Raw genomic sequence first — 15,532 nt, forward strand, 5'->3', positions numbered from 1 at the left:
AGCCGGTCGGGTGCCGGCCGGACGGGCGCGACTAGGCGGGCATCACGCGGCGTTCCTTCGGGCCCCACAGCGGCTGCATGCCGCCCGGCAGCGCCAGTTGCGTCTCGCTGATCACTTCGGACAGGTCGCGCAGCTCGGAGTGAATCGCGTCGAGCAACTCAGCGAGCTCGGCGCGGCGCCCGTCGGCGTCGACGAGTTCCAGCTCGGCGGGGTGCGACCGGCGCAGCCGCGTGCTGATCTCGTCGACCAGCCGCTCGGGGCGGGACGACCCCGACGAGCTGGGCAGCTCTTTGAGGTCGGCCCGCAACCGTTCCAGCTGATAGAGCAACGACCTCGGGTTGTTCGCGTCGAACAGCATCAGCTCGGCCACCGCGGCCACGCTGACCTGACCGACGGTGCGGCGCCGGTAGATCACCGACGATTCGCACGCCACCAGGGTCGACTCGATGACGGTCTGCTCCGCGACGGGGCTGCGGGCCGTGGTCAGCGTGGCTTCCAGCAGCGCGGTCAGCCACAGGCCGCGCTCGATGCGTTTGCCGATGTCCATCATCGCCCAGCCCACGTCGCGCACCATCGACTCGCTGGCCACCCCGGCCAGCGTCAGCATGCCGGCCAGGGTCCGCGCATGCGCGGACGCGAGCAGGGTGTCGGCCTCGGCCAGCGACTGCGGCGGCTCGGGCGGGTGCGCCAGCGCCCGCTCAACGCCGGCGAGCACCATCCATGTGTCGTTGGACAGCTGGTCGCGGACGGCCCGGGCGGCCAGCCCCAACCCCTCCACCGAGTGCACCAGCGATCCGGGCAGGCTCGGGTCGTGAGTCAGCGACCACAAGGTCGAGGGGACGATCGCGATCATCTCGGCGTGGTCGTTGTTCGTGCCGGTGTCGGCCCCGGTGATGCGGCCCAGCCCGGCCATCAGCACCGGAACGCATTCGCTTTCCTCGCTGGTCTGCTGGTGGCGGTACACGTGGAAGCGATCGCGGGCGACGATCAGCAACCTGGCGGTGCCCTCGGCGCGCTCGCCGTAGCGTCCCATCCAGAACAGATCCGACAACACGCGGGGCGAGCTGACCCCGTAGGTGCCCGCGGCGGTCTTCACCGGCTGCGGAGCCGACGGCAGGGTGATGATCTCGGCGCGGGCGCGCTCGGTCGGGCGCACCCAGACATCTTTTGCCGCAACGGTTTGCATCGAGTACGCGGCGGTCCCGGGGGCCAGCACATACCCGACGCCGCCGATCATCGGCGCGTAGCCGCCGCGTTGTGCGACCGTGAACAGCCGCATGCCGACGCCGGCCGAGGACAGCACGCCGGCGTGGTCGGTCGGTGCCGAGGAGAACTGCGGCAGCTCCTGGCCGGCCCACTGCCACGGCGTCTGCTCGATCCGCGCGGCCAGGTCGGCCAGCTGGGCGGGCGAAAGTGACGGCCCCACATGGCTTTCCGAGCTGACCGTGGATTTGACCAACAGCGACGACAGGTGCGTCAGCAGGTGGGAGCGTTCACTGGCGATGCCGCCCCAGTACACCGGCGCGGTACGCAGCAGCGGGGCTTCGCCGAGCAGGCGCTCGCACAGCTTGGGCAGGAAGCGCAGCAGCCCAGGGCTTTCCAGGATCCCGCTGCCCAAGGTGTTGACCACGGTGACAGTCCCGCGGCGTTGTGCCTCCACCAAACCGACCACGCCGAGTCGGGAGTCGGCGCGCAGATCCAGCGGGTCGGTGTAAAGGGCGTCGACGCGGCGAAGCACCACGTCCACGCGCTTGAGGGTGCCCAGCGAGCGCATCCACAGCATCCCGTCGCGCACCACCAGATCCGCGCTCTCCACCAGGGGAAAGCCGAGCAGCGTCGTAAGATACGCCTGATCGAAGGCCGTCTCGGAGTAAATGCCCGGGCTGAGCACCACCACCACGGGATCCTGGGCGACGTCGGGGGCGGCGTCGATCAGGGCCAGCCGCAGTGCCTGGGCGAACGGGGTCGTCGGTCGCGGCGCGATTCGCTCGTAGAGATCCGGAATGGCGTGCGCGACGACGCGCCGGTCGGCCAGTGCATAACCGGCGCCCGAGGGCGCCTGGGTCCAGTCGGCGTTGACCTGAAAGCTGGTGTCGGGCAACCGGCTGACGTCGCAGCCGTGCATGAAGAGTTGGTGATGCCCGGGCACTTCGATGCCGGCGGCCGCCCGCACATACCCGGGATGGGCGAACACCAGCTCCGGCGGCAGCACGCCGTCGGTCAACAGGGCGCGTGGCCCGTACAGGTCGGCCAGCACCGCGTCGAGCAGCCGTGACCGCTGCACCAGCCCCGCCTCCAGCGCCTCCCAATCCGTCGCGGACAGCACGATCGGCAGCCCGTCCAGGCTCCACGGCCTGGGCTCCAGACCGTGGACGTGCCCGTCGCGGTGGGCATCGACCTCGGTATAGGTGATGCCGTCGTTGTCGATCAGGCTGCGCATCACCGAACGCAGCTGATCCAGGCCGGCGCGGCCGCGCTCGGCGACGGCGTCGGCCAGCTCGGTCCAGGCCGGCCGAACCTCGCCCTCGCTGTCGAGGAACTCGTCGTAACCGATCCCGGGACCCTGCTCGCCGGTGGGACGCAGGTCGAACAAGGCTTGCTGGGAGCGCGTGGACCGGTAGCCGGCCAGCAACCGGTCGGCGTCGTACCGGTCGTCGCCGCCGGCGACGGCCGAGGAACCAACCGGGTCGAGTGCCATTGCGATACCAGTCCTCAAGGACGCCATTACTGCTGCACGGTACGCACGCGCCGCAAATCGAGGATGCCGGGCGCGCCGATGTCGGTGAAGATCCTGGCCTGCTTTTCGCGGATGGCGGATAAATCGAGCTTGCCCGGGGTGAAGCCGGTGGCCTCGAAGCGGCGGGCGCGCCGCGATTCGGCCGCAACGGCGTTGACGGGCGGCTCGTCGTAGGCCATGCCGCCCGGGTGCGAGACGTGGTAGGTGCAGCCGCCGCGCGATGTCCCGGTGGTGAGGTCGATCAGCTCGATCCGCAGCGGGACGTCGACGGTGATGCTCGGGTGCAGCGCGCTGGGCGGCTGCCACGCCTTGTAACGCACGCCGCCCACGTGGATGTCGGGATTGTCGGTGGCCAACAACGGTACCGGGTAGCCGTTGACCGTCACCACGTAGCGGTGCCGGTCGGCGCCGATGATGCGGATCTGGATGCGCTCCACCGACGAGTCGACGTAGCGCGCGGTGCCGGTCGCGGTGGCCTCCTCGCCGAGGGTGTTCCACGGTTCGATGGCCCCGCGCAGCTCGATCTCCACGCCGTCGAACACGGCGGTGCCGATGCGGGGGAAGCGGAATTCGGTGAACGGGTCCAGCCAGCTGGTCTCGAAGGCGATGCCGTGCGCGCGCAGGTCGGAGGCGACGTCGGCGATGTCATGAATCAGGAAGTGCGGCAACAGGTATCGCCCGTGCAGGTTGGCGCCGTGGCGAATCAGCGGGGCGCGCAGCGGTTCGTCCCAGAACCACGCCACCAGGGAGCGCACCAGCAGCGACTGCACCATGGCCATGCGCAGGTGTGGCGGCATCTCGAACCCGCGCAGCTCCAGCAGCCCGAGCCGGCCGCGCGGACTGTCGGGGCTGTAGAGCTTGTCGATGCAGAACTCGGCGCGATGGGTATTGCCGGTGATGTCGGTGAGTAGGTGCCGCAACGCGCGGTCCGTCACCCAGGGCTGCGCGCCCCCGGAAGATGAAGTCAGACGGGCAATTTCGGCGAACGCGATTTCGAGCTCGTAGAGCGCCTCGGCCTGTCCCTCGTCGACCCGCGGTGCCTGCGAGGTGGTGCCGACGAATCTCCCGGCGAACAGGTAGGACAGCGACGGGTGCCGCTGCCAGTAGGTCAGCAGCGAGACCAGCAGATCCGGTCGGCGCAGCAGCGGCGAGTCGGCGGGCGACGCGCCGCCCAGCGTGATGTGGTTGCCGCCGCCGGTGCCGCCGTGGGTGCCGTCGACGTCGAACGACTCCGTCGACAGGCGCGCCAGCCGAGCCTGCTCGTACAGCGTTTCCAGCAGCTCCCGCTGCTCAGCGAAGCTGGCCGCGGGCGCGATGTTGACCTCGATGACGCCCGGGTCGGGCGTGATCGTCGTCGACTTCAGCCGCGGGTCCGGCGGCGGCCCGTAGCCCTCGATCACCACGGCGCAGTTGGCCTTTGCCGCGGCGGCCTCCGTGCGGGCGACGAGGTCGACGAAGTGCTCCAGCGCCTCGGTGGGTGGCAGGAACACGTAGAGCAATCCGTCGCGGACCTCGGCGACCAGCGCGGTCGGCGGGGCGGATGCGTCGTCCTCGACCACCGCGTCGGCGTCGTCAAGCCCAGCGGGCAGGGCGCCGGTCACCGTCGTCGGGTCCACCTCGAACGACGGCCGCGGCCCTCGCCAGCTGATCGCGTTCAGCGGCAACCGCAGGCCCGCCGGCGAATCGCCCTCGACCAACACGATGCGGCCGCGACGCAGCCGCCAGTCCGCACTGGCCCAGCCCGAGTCGTCGTCGCGCCGGTGCAGCGGCAGCACGAATGCCGCAGGGCTGGAGGCGGATTCGTCGAGGCGGGCCAGCAGCGCGTCGCGCCCCGCCGGCGTGTCCAGCCCGGTTTCGGGGCCCAGGTCGTCGCCGGGGTCCAGCGGACTGCCCTGGGGCAGGCGGGCTTTGGCGGCCAGCCGGGCCAGCGGGTCTTCGTAGGCGGGCCGCACCTGGGACAGCGGCAGCCCCAGCTGCTCGGCGATTACGGCCAGCAGCTTGTAGGCGGCCTCATCGTCGGCGGCCGGGCGCTCCGCTGCTTCGGTGGAGCCGCTCTTCCACGGGTCGGCCAACAGCGCGTCGTCGGTCCACAACGCTTGCCCGTCGGCGCGCCAATAGAGCGCAATCTGCCAGCGCGGCAACGGTTCTCCCGGATACCAACGGCCCTGCCCGCGGTGGAGCAGCCCCTGCGGTGCCCACACCGATTTGAGGCGGGCGGCCAGGTCGGAAGCGCGCTGGCGCTTGTGCGGTCCGTCGGCGGCGGTGGTCCATTCCTCGTCGACCTGGTTGTCCACCGACACGAATGTCGGCTCGCCGCCGACGGTGAGCCGGACGTCACCGGCGCGCAACCGCTCGTCGACCCCGTCGCCGACCGCGCAGATCGTCCGCCACGCCTCGTCGGTGTAGGGCAGCGTGACGCGCGGGTCCTCGTGGACGCGGGTGACGGTGTTGGAGAACTCCAACGTCGTGACGCACACGCCGGTGCTGCCGCTGATGGGCGCGGCGCTGGCGGGGTGCGGGGTGGCAGCCAGGGGGATGTGTCCCTCGCCGGCGAACAGCCCCGACGTCGGGTCCATGCCGATCCAGCCCGCGCCGGGGATGTACACCTCGGTCCACGCGTGCAGATCGGTGAAGTCGGCCGTCGGCCCCGACGGCCCGTCGAGGGCCTCCACATCGGAGGCCAGCTGCACCAGATACCCCGAGACGAACCGGGCGGCTAGGCCGAACTGGCGCAGGATCGACACCAGTAGCCACGCCGAATCGCGGCAGGAACCGACGCCGGTGCGCAGCGTGAAGTCCGGTGACTGGACGCCGGGTTCCATCCGCAGGCTGTAGGCGACGTCGGCGTTGACGGCCTGGTTCAGCGCGACGAGGAAGTCGATGGTCCGCGTGCGATCCGGCACCGAGAAATTGCGCACCCACGCCTCGACGAGCCCACCGGGGCCCGAGCCCTCGACGGTCTCGTCGACCGGCCGCAGGTACGGCTTGAGGTCGTCGAAGAGCTCCTTGGGGTAGCTCCACCCGACCGTTCCGGGCCAGGTTTCGGCCCAGTCCTCGATGAAGAAGTCGAACGGGTTGATCACCTTGAGGTCGGCGATGAGCCCGACGGTGATGGTCAGCTTCCGGGTCGGATTCGGAAACACAAGGCGGGCAAGGAAGTTGCCCAGCGCGTCCTGCTGCCAGTTGATGAAGTGCTCGGCGGGTTCGACGCGCAGCGAGTAGGCGTCGATGGGCGTGCGCGAGTGGGGTGCCGGGCGCAATCGCACGACGTGCGGGTGGACCTGCACCAGCCGGTCAAAGGTGTAGCTGGTGCGGTGCTCCAGCGCGACTTTGATACTCATATCCGCTGATCTCATCACAAGCCGCAGCAGGTCGCAGCGCGCCGCGGTTCGGCGGCGCCCGCGAATGCCCCGGCTACTGCAAGACCGCGGGCCTTGCGGTAGCGAAGCCCTGGGGTCCTGCGACGGTCGGTTAGGCGAACTGCGGTCCCGGCGGCGGACCGGCCGGGGTCCCGGGCTGCTCGATCGGGACGACCTCGCCTCCGGAGAGCTTCCGGTAGGTATAGGTCTGCAGCAGGATAGCCACCGGGAAGCCGACGAAAAGGCCTACCAGGCATACCAGTTCACCGACCAGGATCGCCGCGTACTGCACCAGCCAGGACAGCAGGCTGCCGCCGACGTCGGACCGCGTGGTCGCGATGCTGCTCTTGAGGGCGTCGAAGGGCGACTGGGATCGGTCGACCACGAAGTGGATGGCGAACTGCGCGAGGAATCCGAAGATGATCCCGGGGATGATGCAGATCACCGAAAGCAGCGCGGTCGCGACGGCGATCAACAGCGCGGTCAGGATGACCCCGACCAGGTTGCGCGGCCTGAAAAACGTGGCGATGGTCACGGGCTTGCCGTCGGCGATGTCCAACGTGCCGCTGACGATCGCGGCATGCAGGTAGATCAGGATCGCGAACACGACGATGTAGCCGATCACGATCGCGGTGACACCACCGGCGCCGATCGACACATCCGTCTGTTCGCTACTGATGCCGTAGCTGTCGACGACCGTGGTGGTCGACGTGCTCGAGAGGCTGCTGGCCAGCCCGATGATGACGCCGACGATCACGCCCACCGCCACCAGGTAACCGATGACCGGCACGACCAGCGCGGTGCTGTTCTGCGTGAACTTGGCCCACGACCACCTCGCGGCCTCGCCGACGTCGAACTTCGAGCCGGGAGGCTGGGTCTGGTAGCCGGGCTGCGAGTACCCGCCCGGGGGCGGGGCCGGGCTGTAGCCCGGGGGAGGCGGCGGCGCTCCGTAACTCGGCGGCGGGTAACTCGGTGGCGGGTAACTCGGTGGCGGGTTTCCGGCCGGCGGTCCGTACCCCGGCGGCGGTGCGGAGTGCCGGCCCGGCGGCTCATAGCCGGGCGGCGGCGGCTCGTAGCCGGGCGGTGGCTCGTTGCTGGGTGGCGGCGGGTAGCCCGGAGGGTTCTGGTTCCCGCCCTGGGGATCGGCGGGGTTGCCGGGATGCTCGGGGGGCTGGCTCATGTCCGTCCTAATTTGCTGTCGGATTGACTCGATAGGCACGCGCTCGGAACTTGGCAAACCGGAACTTAACAAATCCCGGGCGTGGGCGCGCGGATTGGTGGGACCGCGCAGATGTGCCCCCACCGCCCCGCGGCCCGCGCGTGGTATGCCTGAAGTCGTGTCCGACGGTCTGTTCGACGTGCCCGGCGTACCGCAAACCGCCGCTGCCGAACTCGGCGTGTCGGCGGGCGCGCCGCTGGCGGTCCGGATGCGCCCGGCGTCGCTGGACGAAGTGGTCGGGCAGGACCACCTGCTGGCGCCCGGATCGCCGTTGCGCCGCCTGGTCGAGGGCTCGGGCGTGGCGTCGGCCATCCTTTACGGTCCGCCCGGGAGCGGGAAAACGACGCTGGCCGCGCTGATCTCGCAGGCGACCGGCCGCCGGTTCGAGGCGTTGTCGGCGCTGTCGGCCGGCGTCAAGGAAGTCCGCGCCGTCATAGAAAAGGCGCGTGTCGCGCTCCTTCATCACGGCGAGCAGACCGTGCTGTTCATCGACGAGGTGCACCGGTTTTCCAAGACGCAGCAAGACGCATTGCTGTCTGCGGTGGAGAACCGGGTGGTGTTGTTGGTCGCCGCCACCACCGAGAACCCGTCGTTTTCGGTGGTGGCGCCGCTGCTGTCGCGGTCGCTGATCCTGCAGCTGCAGCCGCTGACGTCCGACGCCATCCGGGCCGTTGTACAACGCGCGATCGACGATCCGCGCGGGCTGGGCGGCCAGATCACAGTGGCGCCCGAGGCCGTCGAGCTGCTGGTGCAACTCGCCGCTGGCGATGCGCGCCGCGCGCTGACCGCGCTGGAGGTTGCGTCGGAAACGGTGGGGGCCGTCGACGCCGGCGGCGAGCTGACGGTCGCAGCCGTCGAGCAGTCCCTGGACAAGGCCGCGGTGCGCTACGACCGCGACGGAGACCAGCACTACGACGTCATCAGCGCCTTCATCAAATCGGTGCGCGGCTCCGACGTCGACGCCGCGCTGCATTACCTGGCGCGCATGCTCGTCGCCGGGGAGGACCCGCGGTTCGTCGCGCGCCGGCTGATGATCCTGGCCAGCGAGGACATCGGCATGGCGGACCCGGCGGCGCTGCAGCTCGCCGTCGCCGCGGCCCAGACGGTGGCGCTGATCGGTATGCCCGAGGCTCAGCTGACGTTAGCGCACTGCACGATCTATCTGGCCACCGCGCCGAAGTCGAACGCGGTCACCACCGCGCTGGGCGCGGCGATGACCGACATCAAGGCGGGCAAGGCCGGTCTGGTGCCCGCCCAGCTGCGCGACGGGCACTACTCCGGGGCCGCGGCCCTGGGCAACGCGCAGGGCTACAAGTACTCGCATGATGAGCCGGACGGCGTTGCCGCACAGCAATATCCGCCCGACGCGCTGGTGGGCGTCGACTACTACCGACCCACCGGCCGCGGCTTCGAGCGCGACATCGTGGGACGGCTGGAGCGTTTGCGGGCCATCATCCGCAGGGAAAAGGGGCGGTCATGAAAACGCTCACCGACGGGTTTCCCGGGGATGCACTGCCCTAGACGGTACGGGGGCGCTCAGATCAGCTCGGGCACCCGCAACTGGGCGATCGACAGCTCGTACTCGGCCACGTCGACGATTTCGGCACCCAGCTCGCGCGCCCTCCTGCTGCGCAGCTCGGTCGCGCGGTCGCGGTTGAGGGCCATCGCGTCCATGCTGTCGAACGTCGAGCACGACACCGCGCGCCGGCTTGCCGGGTGGTCGACCATCAGGCTGGCGCTGCAGAACCCCTCGAGCTGCTCCATCTCGGGGAGCACCGCCATCCGGTAGAAGTCCAGCGACCGGTCGAGCAGATCCGGCACCACCTTGAGCCAGGTGGCCCGCACGCAGGCTCCCTCGCGCGCCCGGTGGCGGCGGTGCAGCAGCGCGATGTTCCATTCCTCGACACTCGCGCTGCCGTCGAACATCAACGCGACGTGGTCGCGGATGATCGCGACGCGTTCGGCGCTGGAGCGCATCGACGTGATGGACTCCCAGGCGCTGGTCGCGATGGCCCGGCCGGACTGCCGGTCGACCAACAGGGAAAGCCCGACATACCCGTCGATCTCCCGCAGGGCGGGTATCACGACGTCGCGCACGTGGGCGATTCCGATGTCGATCGACAAGGGTTGACCGTCGATGGTGAAAGAACGTGCATACACGTGTGACCCCTAACTTCAGCGGGGCAGCGCCCCCGGGCGGCGCCACCGGTCCTACGGCTACTTTCCTCCCAGCGGCTACCGCTGGCAATGGCCGGCGCGCGTCTTCTGGCGGTGTTCGTCCAGTCGCTTCCGGTTGTGGCTGCGCTCACAAACAATTGGCTGGTCACCCCGGCTCGCCCGTAGGCTGGGGCGGATGCAGACCGATGTGTTGGAAGTGGACACCGCCAGGCGCCGCATCGTCGATCTCACCGACGCGGTGCGCCGGTTCTGCTTCTCCTTCGGGGACGGGCTGTGCAATGTTTTCGTGCCGCATGCGACGGCCGGCGTCGCGATCATCGAGACCGGCGCCGGCTCCGACGACGACTTGGTCGACACGCTGGAGCGGCTCTTGCCGCGCGACGAGCGTTATCGCCACTCGCACGGTTCGGCAGGCCACGGCGCCGACCACGTGCTGCCGGCGATCGTGTCTCCGTCGGTGATGGTGCCGGTCGCGGCCGGTGAGCCCCAGCTGGGCACCTGGCAAAGCATCGTGTTGGTCGACCTCAACCGGGACAACCCGCGGCGGTCGGTGCGATTGAGCTTCTTGGGCGGCTAGCGGCCAGCCAATCGACCGCGGCCGGGCCGGTACTGTGTGCGGTCGGGACAAGTCGGTCAGGCGACCTCCCGATGGCCCAGCGAATAGGCTGGAAGTCGCCTTCGAGACGGTCGCGCGGCATCGGGGCTGAACACGGGAAACAGGAAGAAGCGGAAAGAAGTGCAGACACACGAGATCAGGAAGAGGTTCCTTGATCACTTCGTGAAAGCGGGCCACACCGAGGTGCCGAGCGCATCGGTGATCCTCGACGACCCCAACCTGCTGTTCGTCAACGCCGGCATGGTGCAGTTCGTCCCCTTCTTCCTCGGCCAGCGCACCCCGCCGTATGGCACGGCCACCAGCATCCAGAAATGCATCCGCACACCCGACATCGACGAGGTGGGCATCACCACCCGGCACAACACCTTTTTCCAGATGGCCGGCAACTTCTCGTTCGGCGAGTACTTCAAGCGCGGGGCCATCGAGTTGGCCTGGTCGCTGCTGACGAACGGTATCGCCGACGGTGGATACGGGCTTGACCCCGAAAAGCTCTGGGCCACCGTGTATCTCGACGACGACGAGGCCGCGCAGCTGTGGCAGGAGATCGCCGGACTGCCGGTCGAGCGCATCCAGCGGCGCGGCATGGCCGACAACTACTGGTCGATGGGTATTCCCGGCCCGTGTGGTCCGTCGTCGGAGATCTACTACGACCGCGGGCCGGAGTTCGGCGTCGAGGGCGGCCCCGTCGTCAACGAGGACCGCTACATCGAGATCTGGAACCTCGTGTTCATGCAGAACGAGCGCGGCGAGGGAGCCGGCAAGGAAGACTTCGAGATCCTGGGGCCGTTGCCGCGCAAGAACATCGACACCGGTATGGGGGTGGAGCGGGTCGCGTTCATCCTGCAGGGCGTGCACAACGTCTACGAGACCGACCTGCTGCGGCCGGTCATCGACCTGGTCGCCGGTCGCGCGCCGCGCGGGTACGACGTGGGCAACCATGGCGACGACGTGCGTTACCGCATCATCGCCGACCACAGCCGCACCGCGGCGATCCTGATCGGCGACGGCGTGAGCCCGGGCAACGACGGGCGCGGCTACGTGCTGCGCAGGCTGCTGCGCCGGGTGATCCGCTCGGCCAAGCTGCTGGGCATCGACACGCCGATCGTCGGCGACCTGATGGCGACCGTGCGCGACGCGATGGGGCCGTCATACCCGGAGCTGGTCAACGACTTCGACCGCATCCGGCGCATCGCGGTCGCTGAGGAGACCGCGTTCAACCGCACGCTGATTTCCGGCTCGAAGTTGTTCGACGAGGTCGCCCACGCCACCAAGGCCTCCGGCGCCAAGGCGGTGTCCGGCTCGGACGCGTTCACGTTGCACGACACCTACGGGTTCCCGATCGAGCTGACGCTGGAGATGGCCGCCGAAGCCGGTCTGGCGGTGGATAAGACCGGATTCCACGAGCTGATGCTGCAGCAGCGGCAACGCGCCAAGGCCGACGCCGCCGCCCGCAAGCACGCGCACGCCGACCTGACCGCTTATCGCGAGCTGGTAGACGCCGGCCCGACCGAGTTCACCGGTTTCGACGAGTTATCTTCTGAGGCAAGGATTCTCGGTATCTTCGTGGATGGCAAGCGGGTCCCGGTGGTGTCGCATGCCGAGGGCGTCGCCGCCGACCGCGTGGAACTGATATTGGACCGTACGCCGCTGTACGCCGAGTCGGGCGGCCAGATCGCCGACGTCGGGACGATCAGCGGTGTTGGGGCGGGCGAAAGTGCCCGGGCCGCGGTCACCGATGTGCAGAAGATCGCGAAAACGCTTTGGGTGCATCGCGTTAGCGTCGAATCCGGAGAGTTCGTGGAGGGCGACACCGTCGTCGCGGCGGTGGACGCCAGCTGGCGCAAAGGCGCCACGCAAGGGCACTCGGGTACCCACATGGTGCACGCGGCCCTGCGACAAGTGCTGGGGCCCAACGCTGTTCAGGCAGGCTCGCTGAACCGCCCGGGCTACCTGCGTTTCGACTTCAACTGGCAGGGCCCGCTCAGCGAGGAGCAGCGCACCGAGATCGAAGAGGTGACCAACGAAGCGGTGCAGGCCGACTTCGAGGTGCACACCTTCCACGAGAAACTCGAGAAGGCCAAGGCGATGGGGGCCATGGCGCTGTTCGGCGAGGCCTACCCCGAAGAGGTCCGGGTTGTCGAGATGGGCGGGCCGTTCTCGCTGGAGCTGTGTGGCGGGACGCACGTGCAGAGCTCGGCCCAGATCGGTCCGGTGACCATCCTGGGCGAATCCTCCGTCGGTTCGGGGGTGCGTCGGGTGGAGGCTTACGTCGGGCTGGACTCGTTCCGGCACCTGGCCAAGGAGCGGGCGCTGATGGCCGGCCTGGCCTCGTCGCTGAAGGTGCCGTCCGAAGAGGTGCCCGCCCGGGTGGCCAATCTGGTCGAGCGGCTCAAGGCCGCCGAGAAGGAACTCGAACGCGCGCGGCTCGCGAGCGCGCGGGCCGCGGCGACCAACGCGGCCACGGGCGCCGAGCGCATCGGTAACGTCCGCGTGGTGGCGCAGCGGATGTCGAGCGGAATGACGGCGCCGGACCTGCGCTCCCTGGTGGGCGACATTCGCGGCAAGCTCGGCAGCGACCCCGCGGTGGTCGCGCTCATCGCGGCGTCGTCGGAGGGGCCGGGATCCACCGTTCCCTACGCCGTCGCCGCCAATGCCGCCGCCCAGGACCTGGGTCTGCGCGCCAACGACCTGGTCAAACAGCTCGCGCAGGCCGTCGACGGCCGTGGCGGCGGTAAGCCGGACCTGGCGCAGGGCTCCGGAAAGGATCCGACCGGCATTGACGCGGCGCTCGAGGCGGTCCGTTCCCAGATCGCCCAGATAGCGCGGGTCGGTTGAGTGGTCTCCGTCCAGCACCGTCTGCCCGACCGGCCCGGCGATCCGCATCACGACCCCGGGCGGGGTCGGCGGCTCGGCATCGACGTGGGCAGCGTGCGCATCGGCGTGGCCGTCAGCGACCCGGACGGCATCCTGGCCACTCCGGTGGAAACGGTGCGCCGGGACCGCACCGGCAGGCACGTGCGACGGCTCGCCCAACTCACCGCCGAGCTGGAGGTGGTCGAGGTGGTCGTCGGGCTGCCCCGGACGCTGGCCGCCCGCACCGGGCCGTCCGCCGTTGACGCCATCGAGCTGGCCGAGGCGCTGGGCCGGCGGATCGCCCCGACACCGGTGCGGCTTGCCGACGAACGGCTGACTACTGTTAGCGCGCAGCGATCGCTGCGGTCGGCCGGGGTAAGGGCCAAGGAGCAACGAGCGGTGATCGATCAGGCGGCTGCGGTGGCGATTCTGCAGAGCTGGCTCGATCAGCGCCGGGCCGCCGCGGCGGGGCCCGAATCAGCGTGTGCGGCGGGGGATATCACCGATGGTTGACAGCGTGCGGCCGGAACGGGCCGAGCCCGCCGCGGTCGGGCCGCCGCGGCATCGGATGAGCCGGATGGAGCGGGTCCGCGCCGAGCGCGGTCGCCGCCGGCGGCGGCTCACCGGTCACATCATCCTCGGGGTGCTGGTCGTGGTCCTGGTGGCCGGCGTCTTCGCCGGTTCCAAGCTGTGGCACAACGTGTTCGGCGCGGGTGACGACTACAGCGGTGACGGCAAGCGCGACGTCGTCATTCAGATCCAGGCCGGCGACTCGACCACGATGGTCGGTGAGACGCTGCAAAAACAGCAGGTGATCAAGACCGTGCGGGCGTTCGTCAACGCCGCGCACGGCAACGCCGGGATCAACTCGATCCAGCCGGGCTTCTACCGGGTGCGCACCGAAATCCCGGCGGCCGACGCGGTTGAGCGGCTGACCGACCCGAGCAACCGGGTGGGCAAGCTGGTGATCCCCGAGGGCCGTCAGCTCGACGACACCACCGACATGAAAACCAACGTGGTGACGCCGGGGATCCTGACCCTGATCTCGCGCTCCACCTGCGTGGACCTGAACGGCACCAAGCACTGTGTCTCGGCAGATGACCTGCGGGCCGCGGCGGGCAACAGCACCCCGTTGTCGCTGTCGGTGCCGCCCTGGGCGACTCAGCCGGTCGCCGAGCTGGGCACCGATCACCGGCGGATCGAGGGCCTGATCGCGCCGGGGACGTTCAACGTCAATCCGTCGAGCCCGCCGCAGGATATTTTGTCCGGCCTGATCAGCGCCGGATCGGAGATCTACGCGCAGTCTGGGCTGACGGACACCGCCCAGACCATGAAGCTGTCGCCCTACGACATCCTGGTGGTGGCCTCGCTGGTGCAGCAGGAATCCAACTCCCAGGACTTCGCGAAGGTGGCGCAGGTTATCTACAACCGGCTCAACGTCCACCACAGGCTGGAATTCGACTCGACCGTGAACTACCCGCTGGACCGCCGCGAGGTGGCCACCAGCGACGCCGATCGGGCCCAGAAGACGCCGTGGAACACCTACGTCTCCCATGGGTTACCCGCCGCCGCGATCTGCTCGCCCGGCATCGACGCGCTGCGCGCCGCCGAGCACCCGGAGCCCGGCGACTGGTTGTACTTCGTCACCATCGACGCGCAAGGAACCACGCTGTTCACCAAGGACTACAAGCAGCATCTGGCCAATATCGAGCTGGCTAAGCACAACGGTGTCCTCGACAGCACACCCCGCTAGCGCGGGCCCGCGCAAGGCGGCCGTTCTAGGCTCGCCGATCGCGCATTCGAAGTCCCCGCTGCTGCACCTGGCGGCCTACCGGGCGCTGGGCCTGGACGACTGGACCTACGAGCGCATCGAGTGCGGCGCCGACGAGCTGCCGGGACTGGTCGGCGGGTTCGGGCCCGAGTGGGTCGGGGTCTCGGTCACCGCGCCGGGCAAATTCGCCGCGCTGCAATTCGCCGACGAACACACCGAGCGCGCCCAGCAGGTGGGATCGGCCAACACCCTGGTGCGCACACCCCGCGGCTGGCGGGCCGACAACACCGACATCGACGGCGTCAGTGGGTCGATCGCCTCAATAGGGGGAGTCTCGGGACCGGCGCTGGTCTGTGGATCGGGCGGCACGGCGCCGGCGGCCGTCGTCGGCCTGGCCCAGCTCGGCGTCGCCGGCATCACCGTCGTGGCCCGCAACCGCGACAAGGCGGCCCGGCTGGTCGAGCTGGGCGCCCGCGTGGGTGTGCCGACGCGGTTCTGCGGCCTGGACAGCGACGAGCTGCCCGGCGCCGTGGCGGCGGCGGAAGTGCTGGTCAGCACAATCCCGGCGGACGCCGCTGCGCGCTACGCCGCGATTTTCGCCCCGATCCCGGTGCTGCTGGACGCCGTGTACGACCCGTGGCCCACGCCGCTGGCCGCGGCCGTCACCGCCGCGGGTGGCCGGGTGATCAACGGGGTGCAGATGCTGTTGCATCAAGCGTTCGCGCAGGTGGAGCAATTCACCGGGCGGCCGGCGCCGCGCGAAGCGATGACTTGCGCGCTGCAGGCCGCCGACTAGCGT

10 protein-coding genes are annotated in these 15,532 nt (G+C 69.6%); 6 read left to right on the plus strand and 4 right to left on the minus strand.

Translation table 11 applies throughout. The features are described 5' to 3' along the window. Positions 1-31: 31 nt before the first annotated feature. The 3 genes from MSG_RS09850 to MSG_RS09860 all read right to left on the minus strand — a co-directional run bounded on the left by MSG_RS09850 (position 32) and on the right by MSG_RS09860 (position 7,276). A complete protein-coding gene (locus MSG_RS09850) occupies positions 32-2,698 on the minus strand; it encodes a circularly permuted type 2 ATP-grasp protein (protein ID WP_096439196.1) in 2,667 nt (888 codons plus the stop codon). Between the two features lie 26 nt (positions 2,699-2,724). Further along, complete coding sequence (locus tag MSG_RS09855) at positions 2,725-6,078, minus strand: transglutaminase family protein (RefSeq protein ID WP_096439198.1); 3,354 nt, start codon at positions 6,076-6,078, stop codon at positions 2,725-2,727. A gap of 130 nt (positions 6,079-6,208) precedes the next feature. Then, entirely contained in the window at positions 6,209-7,276 is a 1,068-nt protein-coding gene (locus MSG_RS09860) for a hypothetical protein (protein WP_096439200.1), read from the minus strand. A gap of 145 nt (positions 7,277-7,421) precedes the next feature. On the opposite strand from MSG_RS09860, the gene MSG_RS09865 reads away from it, so the two are divergent. Then, on the plus strand, positions 7,422-8,795 hold the full coding sequence (locus tag MSG_RS09865; RefSeq protein ID WP_096439202.1) for a replication-associated recombination protein A: 1,374 nt from the start codon (positions 7,422-7,424) through the stop codon (positions 8,793-8,795). Between the two features lie 56 nt (positions 8,796-8,851). Here MSG_RS09865 and MSG_RS09870 read toward each other — a convergent pair whose 3' ends face one another. Further along, complete coding sequence (locus tag MSG_RS09870; RefSeq protein WP_096439204.1) at positions 8,852-9,475, minus strand: hypothetical protein; 624 nt, start codon at positions 9,473-9,475, stop codon at positions 8,852-8,854. Between the two features lie 205 nt (positions 9,476-9,680). Here MSG_RS09870 and MSG_RS09875 point away from each other — a divergent pair, with 205 nt between their 5' ends. The 5 genes from MSG_RS09875 (at position 9,681) to MSG_RS09895 (ending at position 15,529) form a co-directional block, all read left to right on the plus strand. Continuing rightward, a complete protein-coding gene (locus MSG_RS09875) occupies positions 9,681-10,070 on the plus strand; it encodes a secondary thiamine-phosphate synthase enzyme YjbQ (RefSeq protein ID WP_181159243.1) in 390 nt (129 codons plus the stop codon). Between the two features lie 159 nt (positions 10,071-10,229). Continuing rightward, positions 10,230-12,944 (plus strand): alanine--tRNA ligase, encoded by a 2,715-nt coding sequence (alaS, locus tag MSG_RS09880; protein WP_096439208.1) that lies wholly within the window; start codon positions 10,230-10,232, stop codon positions 12,942-12,944. Next, entirely contained in the window at positions 12,945-13,475 is a 531-nt protein-coding gene (ruvX, locus tag MSG_RS09885) for a Holliday junction resolvase RuvX (RefSeq protein ID WP_096439210.1), read from the plus strand. Then, positions 13,468-14,715, plus strand: coding sequence for an endolytic transglycosylase MltG (locus MSG_RS09890; protein ID WP_096439212.1), 1,248 nt, complete (start codon positions 13,468-13,470; stop codon positions 14,713-14,715). The genes ruvX and MSG_RS09890 overlap by 8 nt, the downstream gene beginning before the upstream one ends. Continuing rightward, a complete protein-coding gene (locus MSG_RS09895) occupies positions 14,690-15,529 on the plus strand; it encodes a shikimate dehydrogenase (protein WP_096439214.1) in 840 nt (279 codons plus the stop codon). Before MSG_RS09890 ends, MSG_RS09895 begins: the two co-directional genes overlap by 26 nt. The last annotated feature ends 3 nt before the right edge of the window (positions 15,530-15,532 follow it).

Source organism: Mycobacterium shigaense, from assembly GCF_002356315.1.
In the GTDB taxonomy this organism is placed as follows: domain Bacteria; phylum Actinomycetota; class Actinomycetes; order Mycobacteriales; family Mycobacteriaceae; genus Mycobacterium; species Mycobacterium shigaense.

What these genes read in the sequence shown, in the direction of transcription:
- MSG_RS09855 (WP_096439198.1), bottom strand. Translation starts at nt 6,078, where the DNA reads ATGAGTATCAAAGTCGCGCTGGAGCACCGCACCAGCTACACCTTTGAC.
- MSG_RS09850 (WP_096439196.1), bottom strand. Translation starts at nt 2,698, where the DNA reads ATGGCACTCGACCCGGTTGGTTCCTCGGCCGTCGCCGGCGGCGACGAC.
- MSG_RS09890 (WP_096439212.1), top strand. Translation starts at nt 13,468, where the DNA reads ATGGTTGACAGCGTGCGGCCGGAACGGGCCGAGCCCGCCGCGGTCGGG.
- MSG_RS09860 (WP_096439200.1), bottom strand. Translation starts at nt 7,276, where the DNA reads ATGAGCCAGCCCCCCGAGCATCCCGGCAACCCCGCCGATCCCCAGGGC.
- MSG_RS09865 (WP_096439202.1), top strand. Translation starts at nt 7,422, where the DNA reads ATGCCTGAAGTCGTGTCCGACGGTCTGTTCGACGTGCCCGGCGTACCG.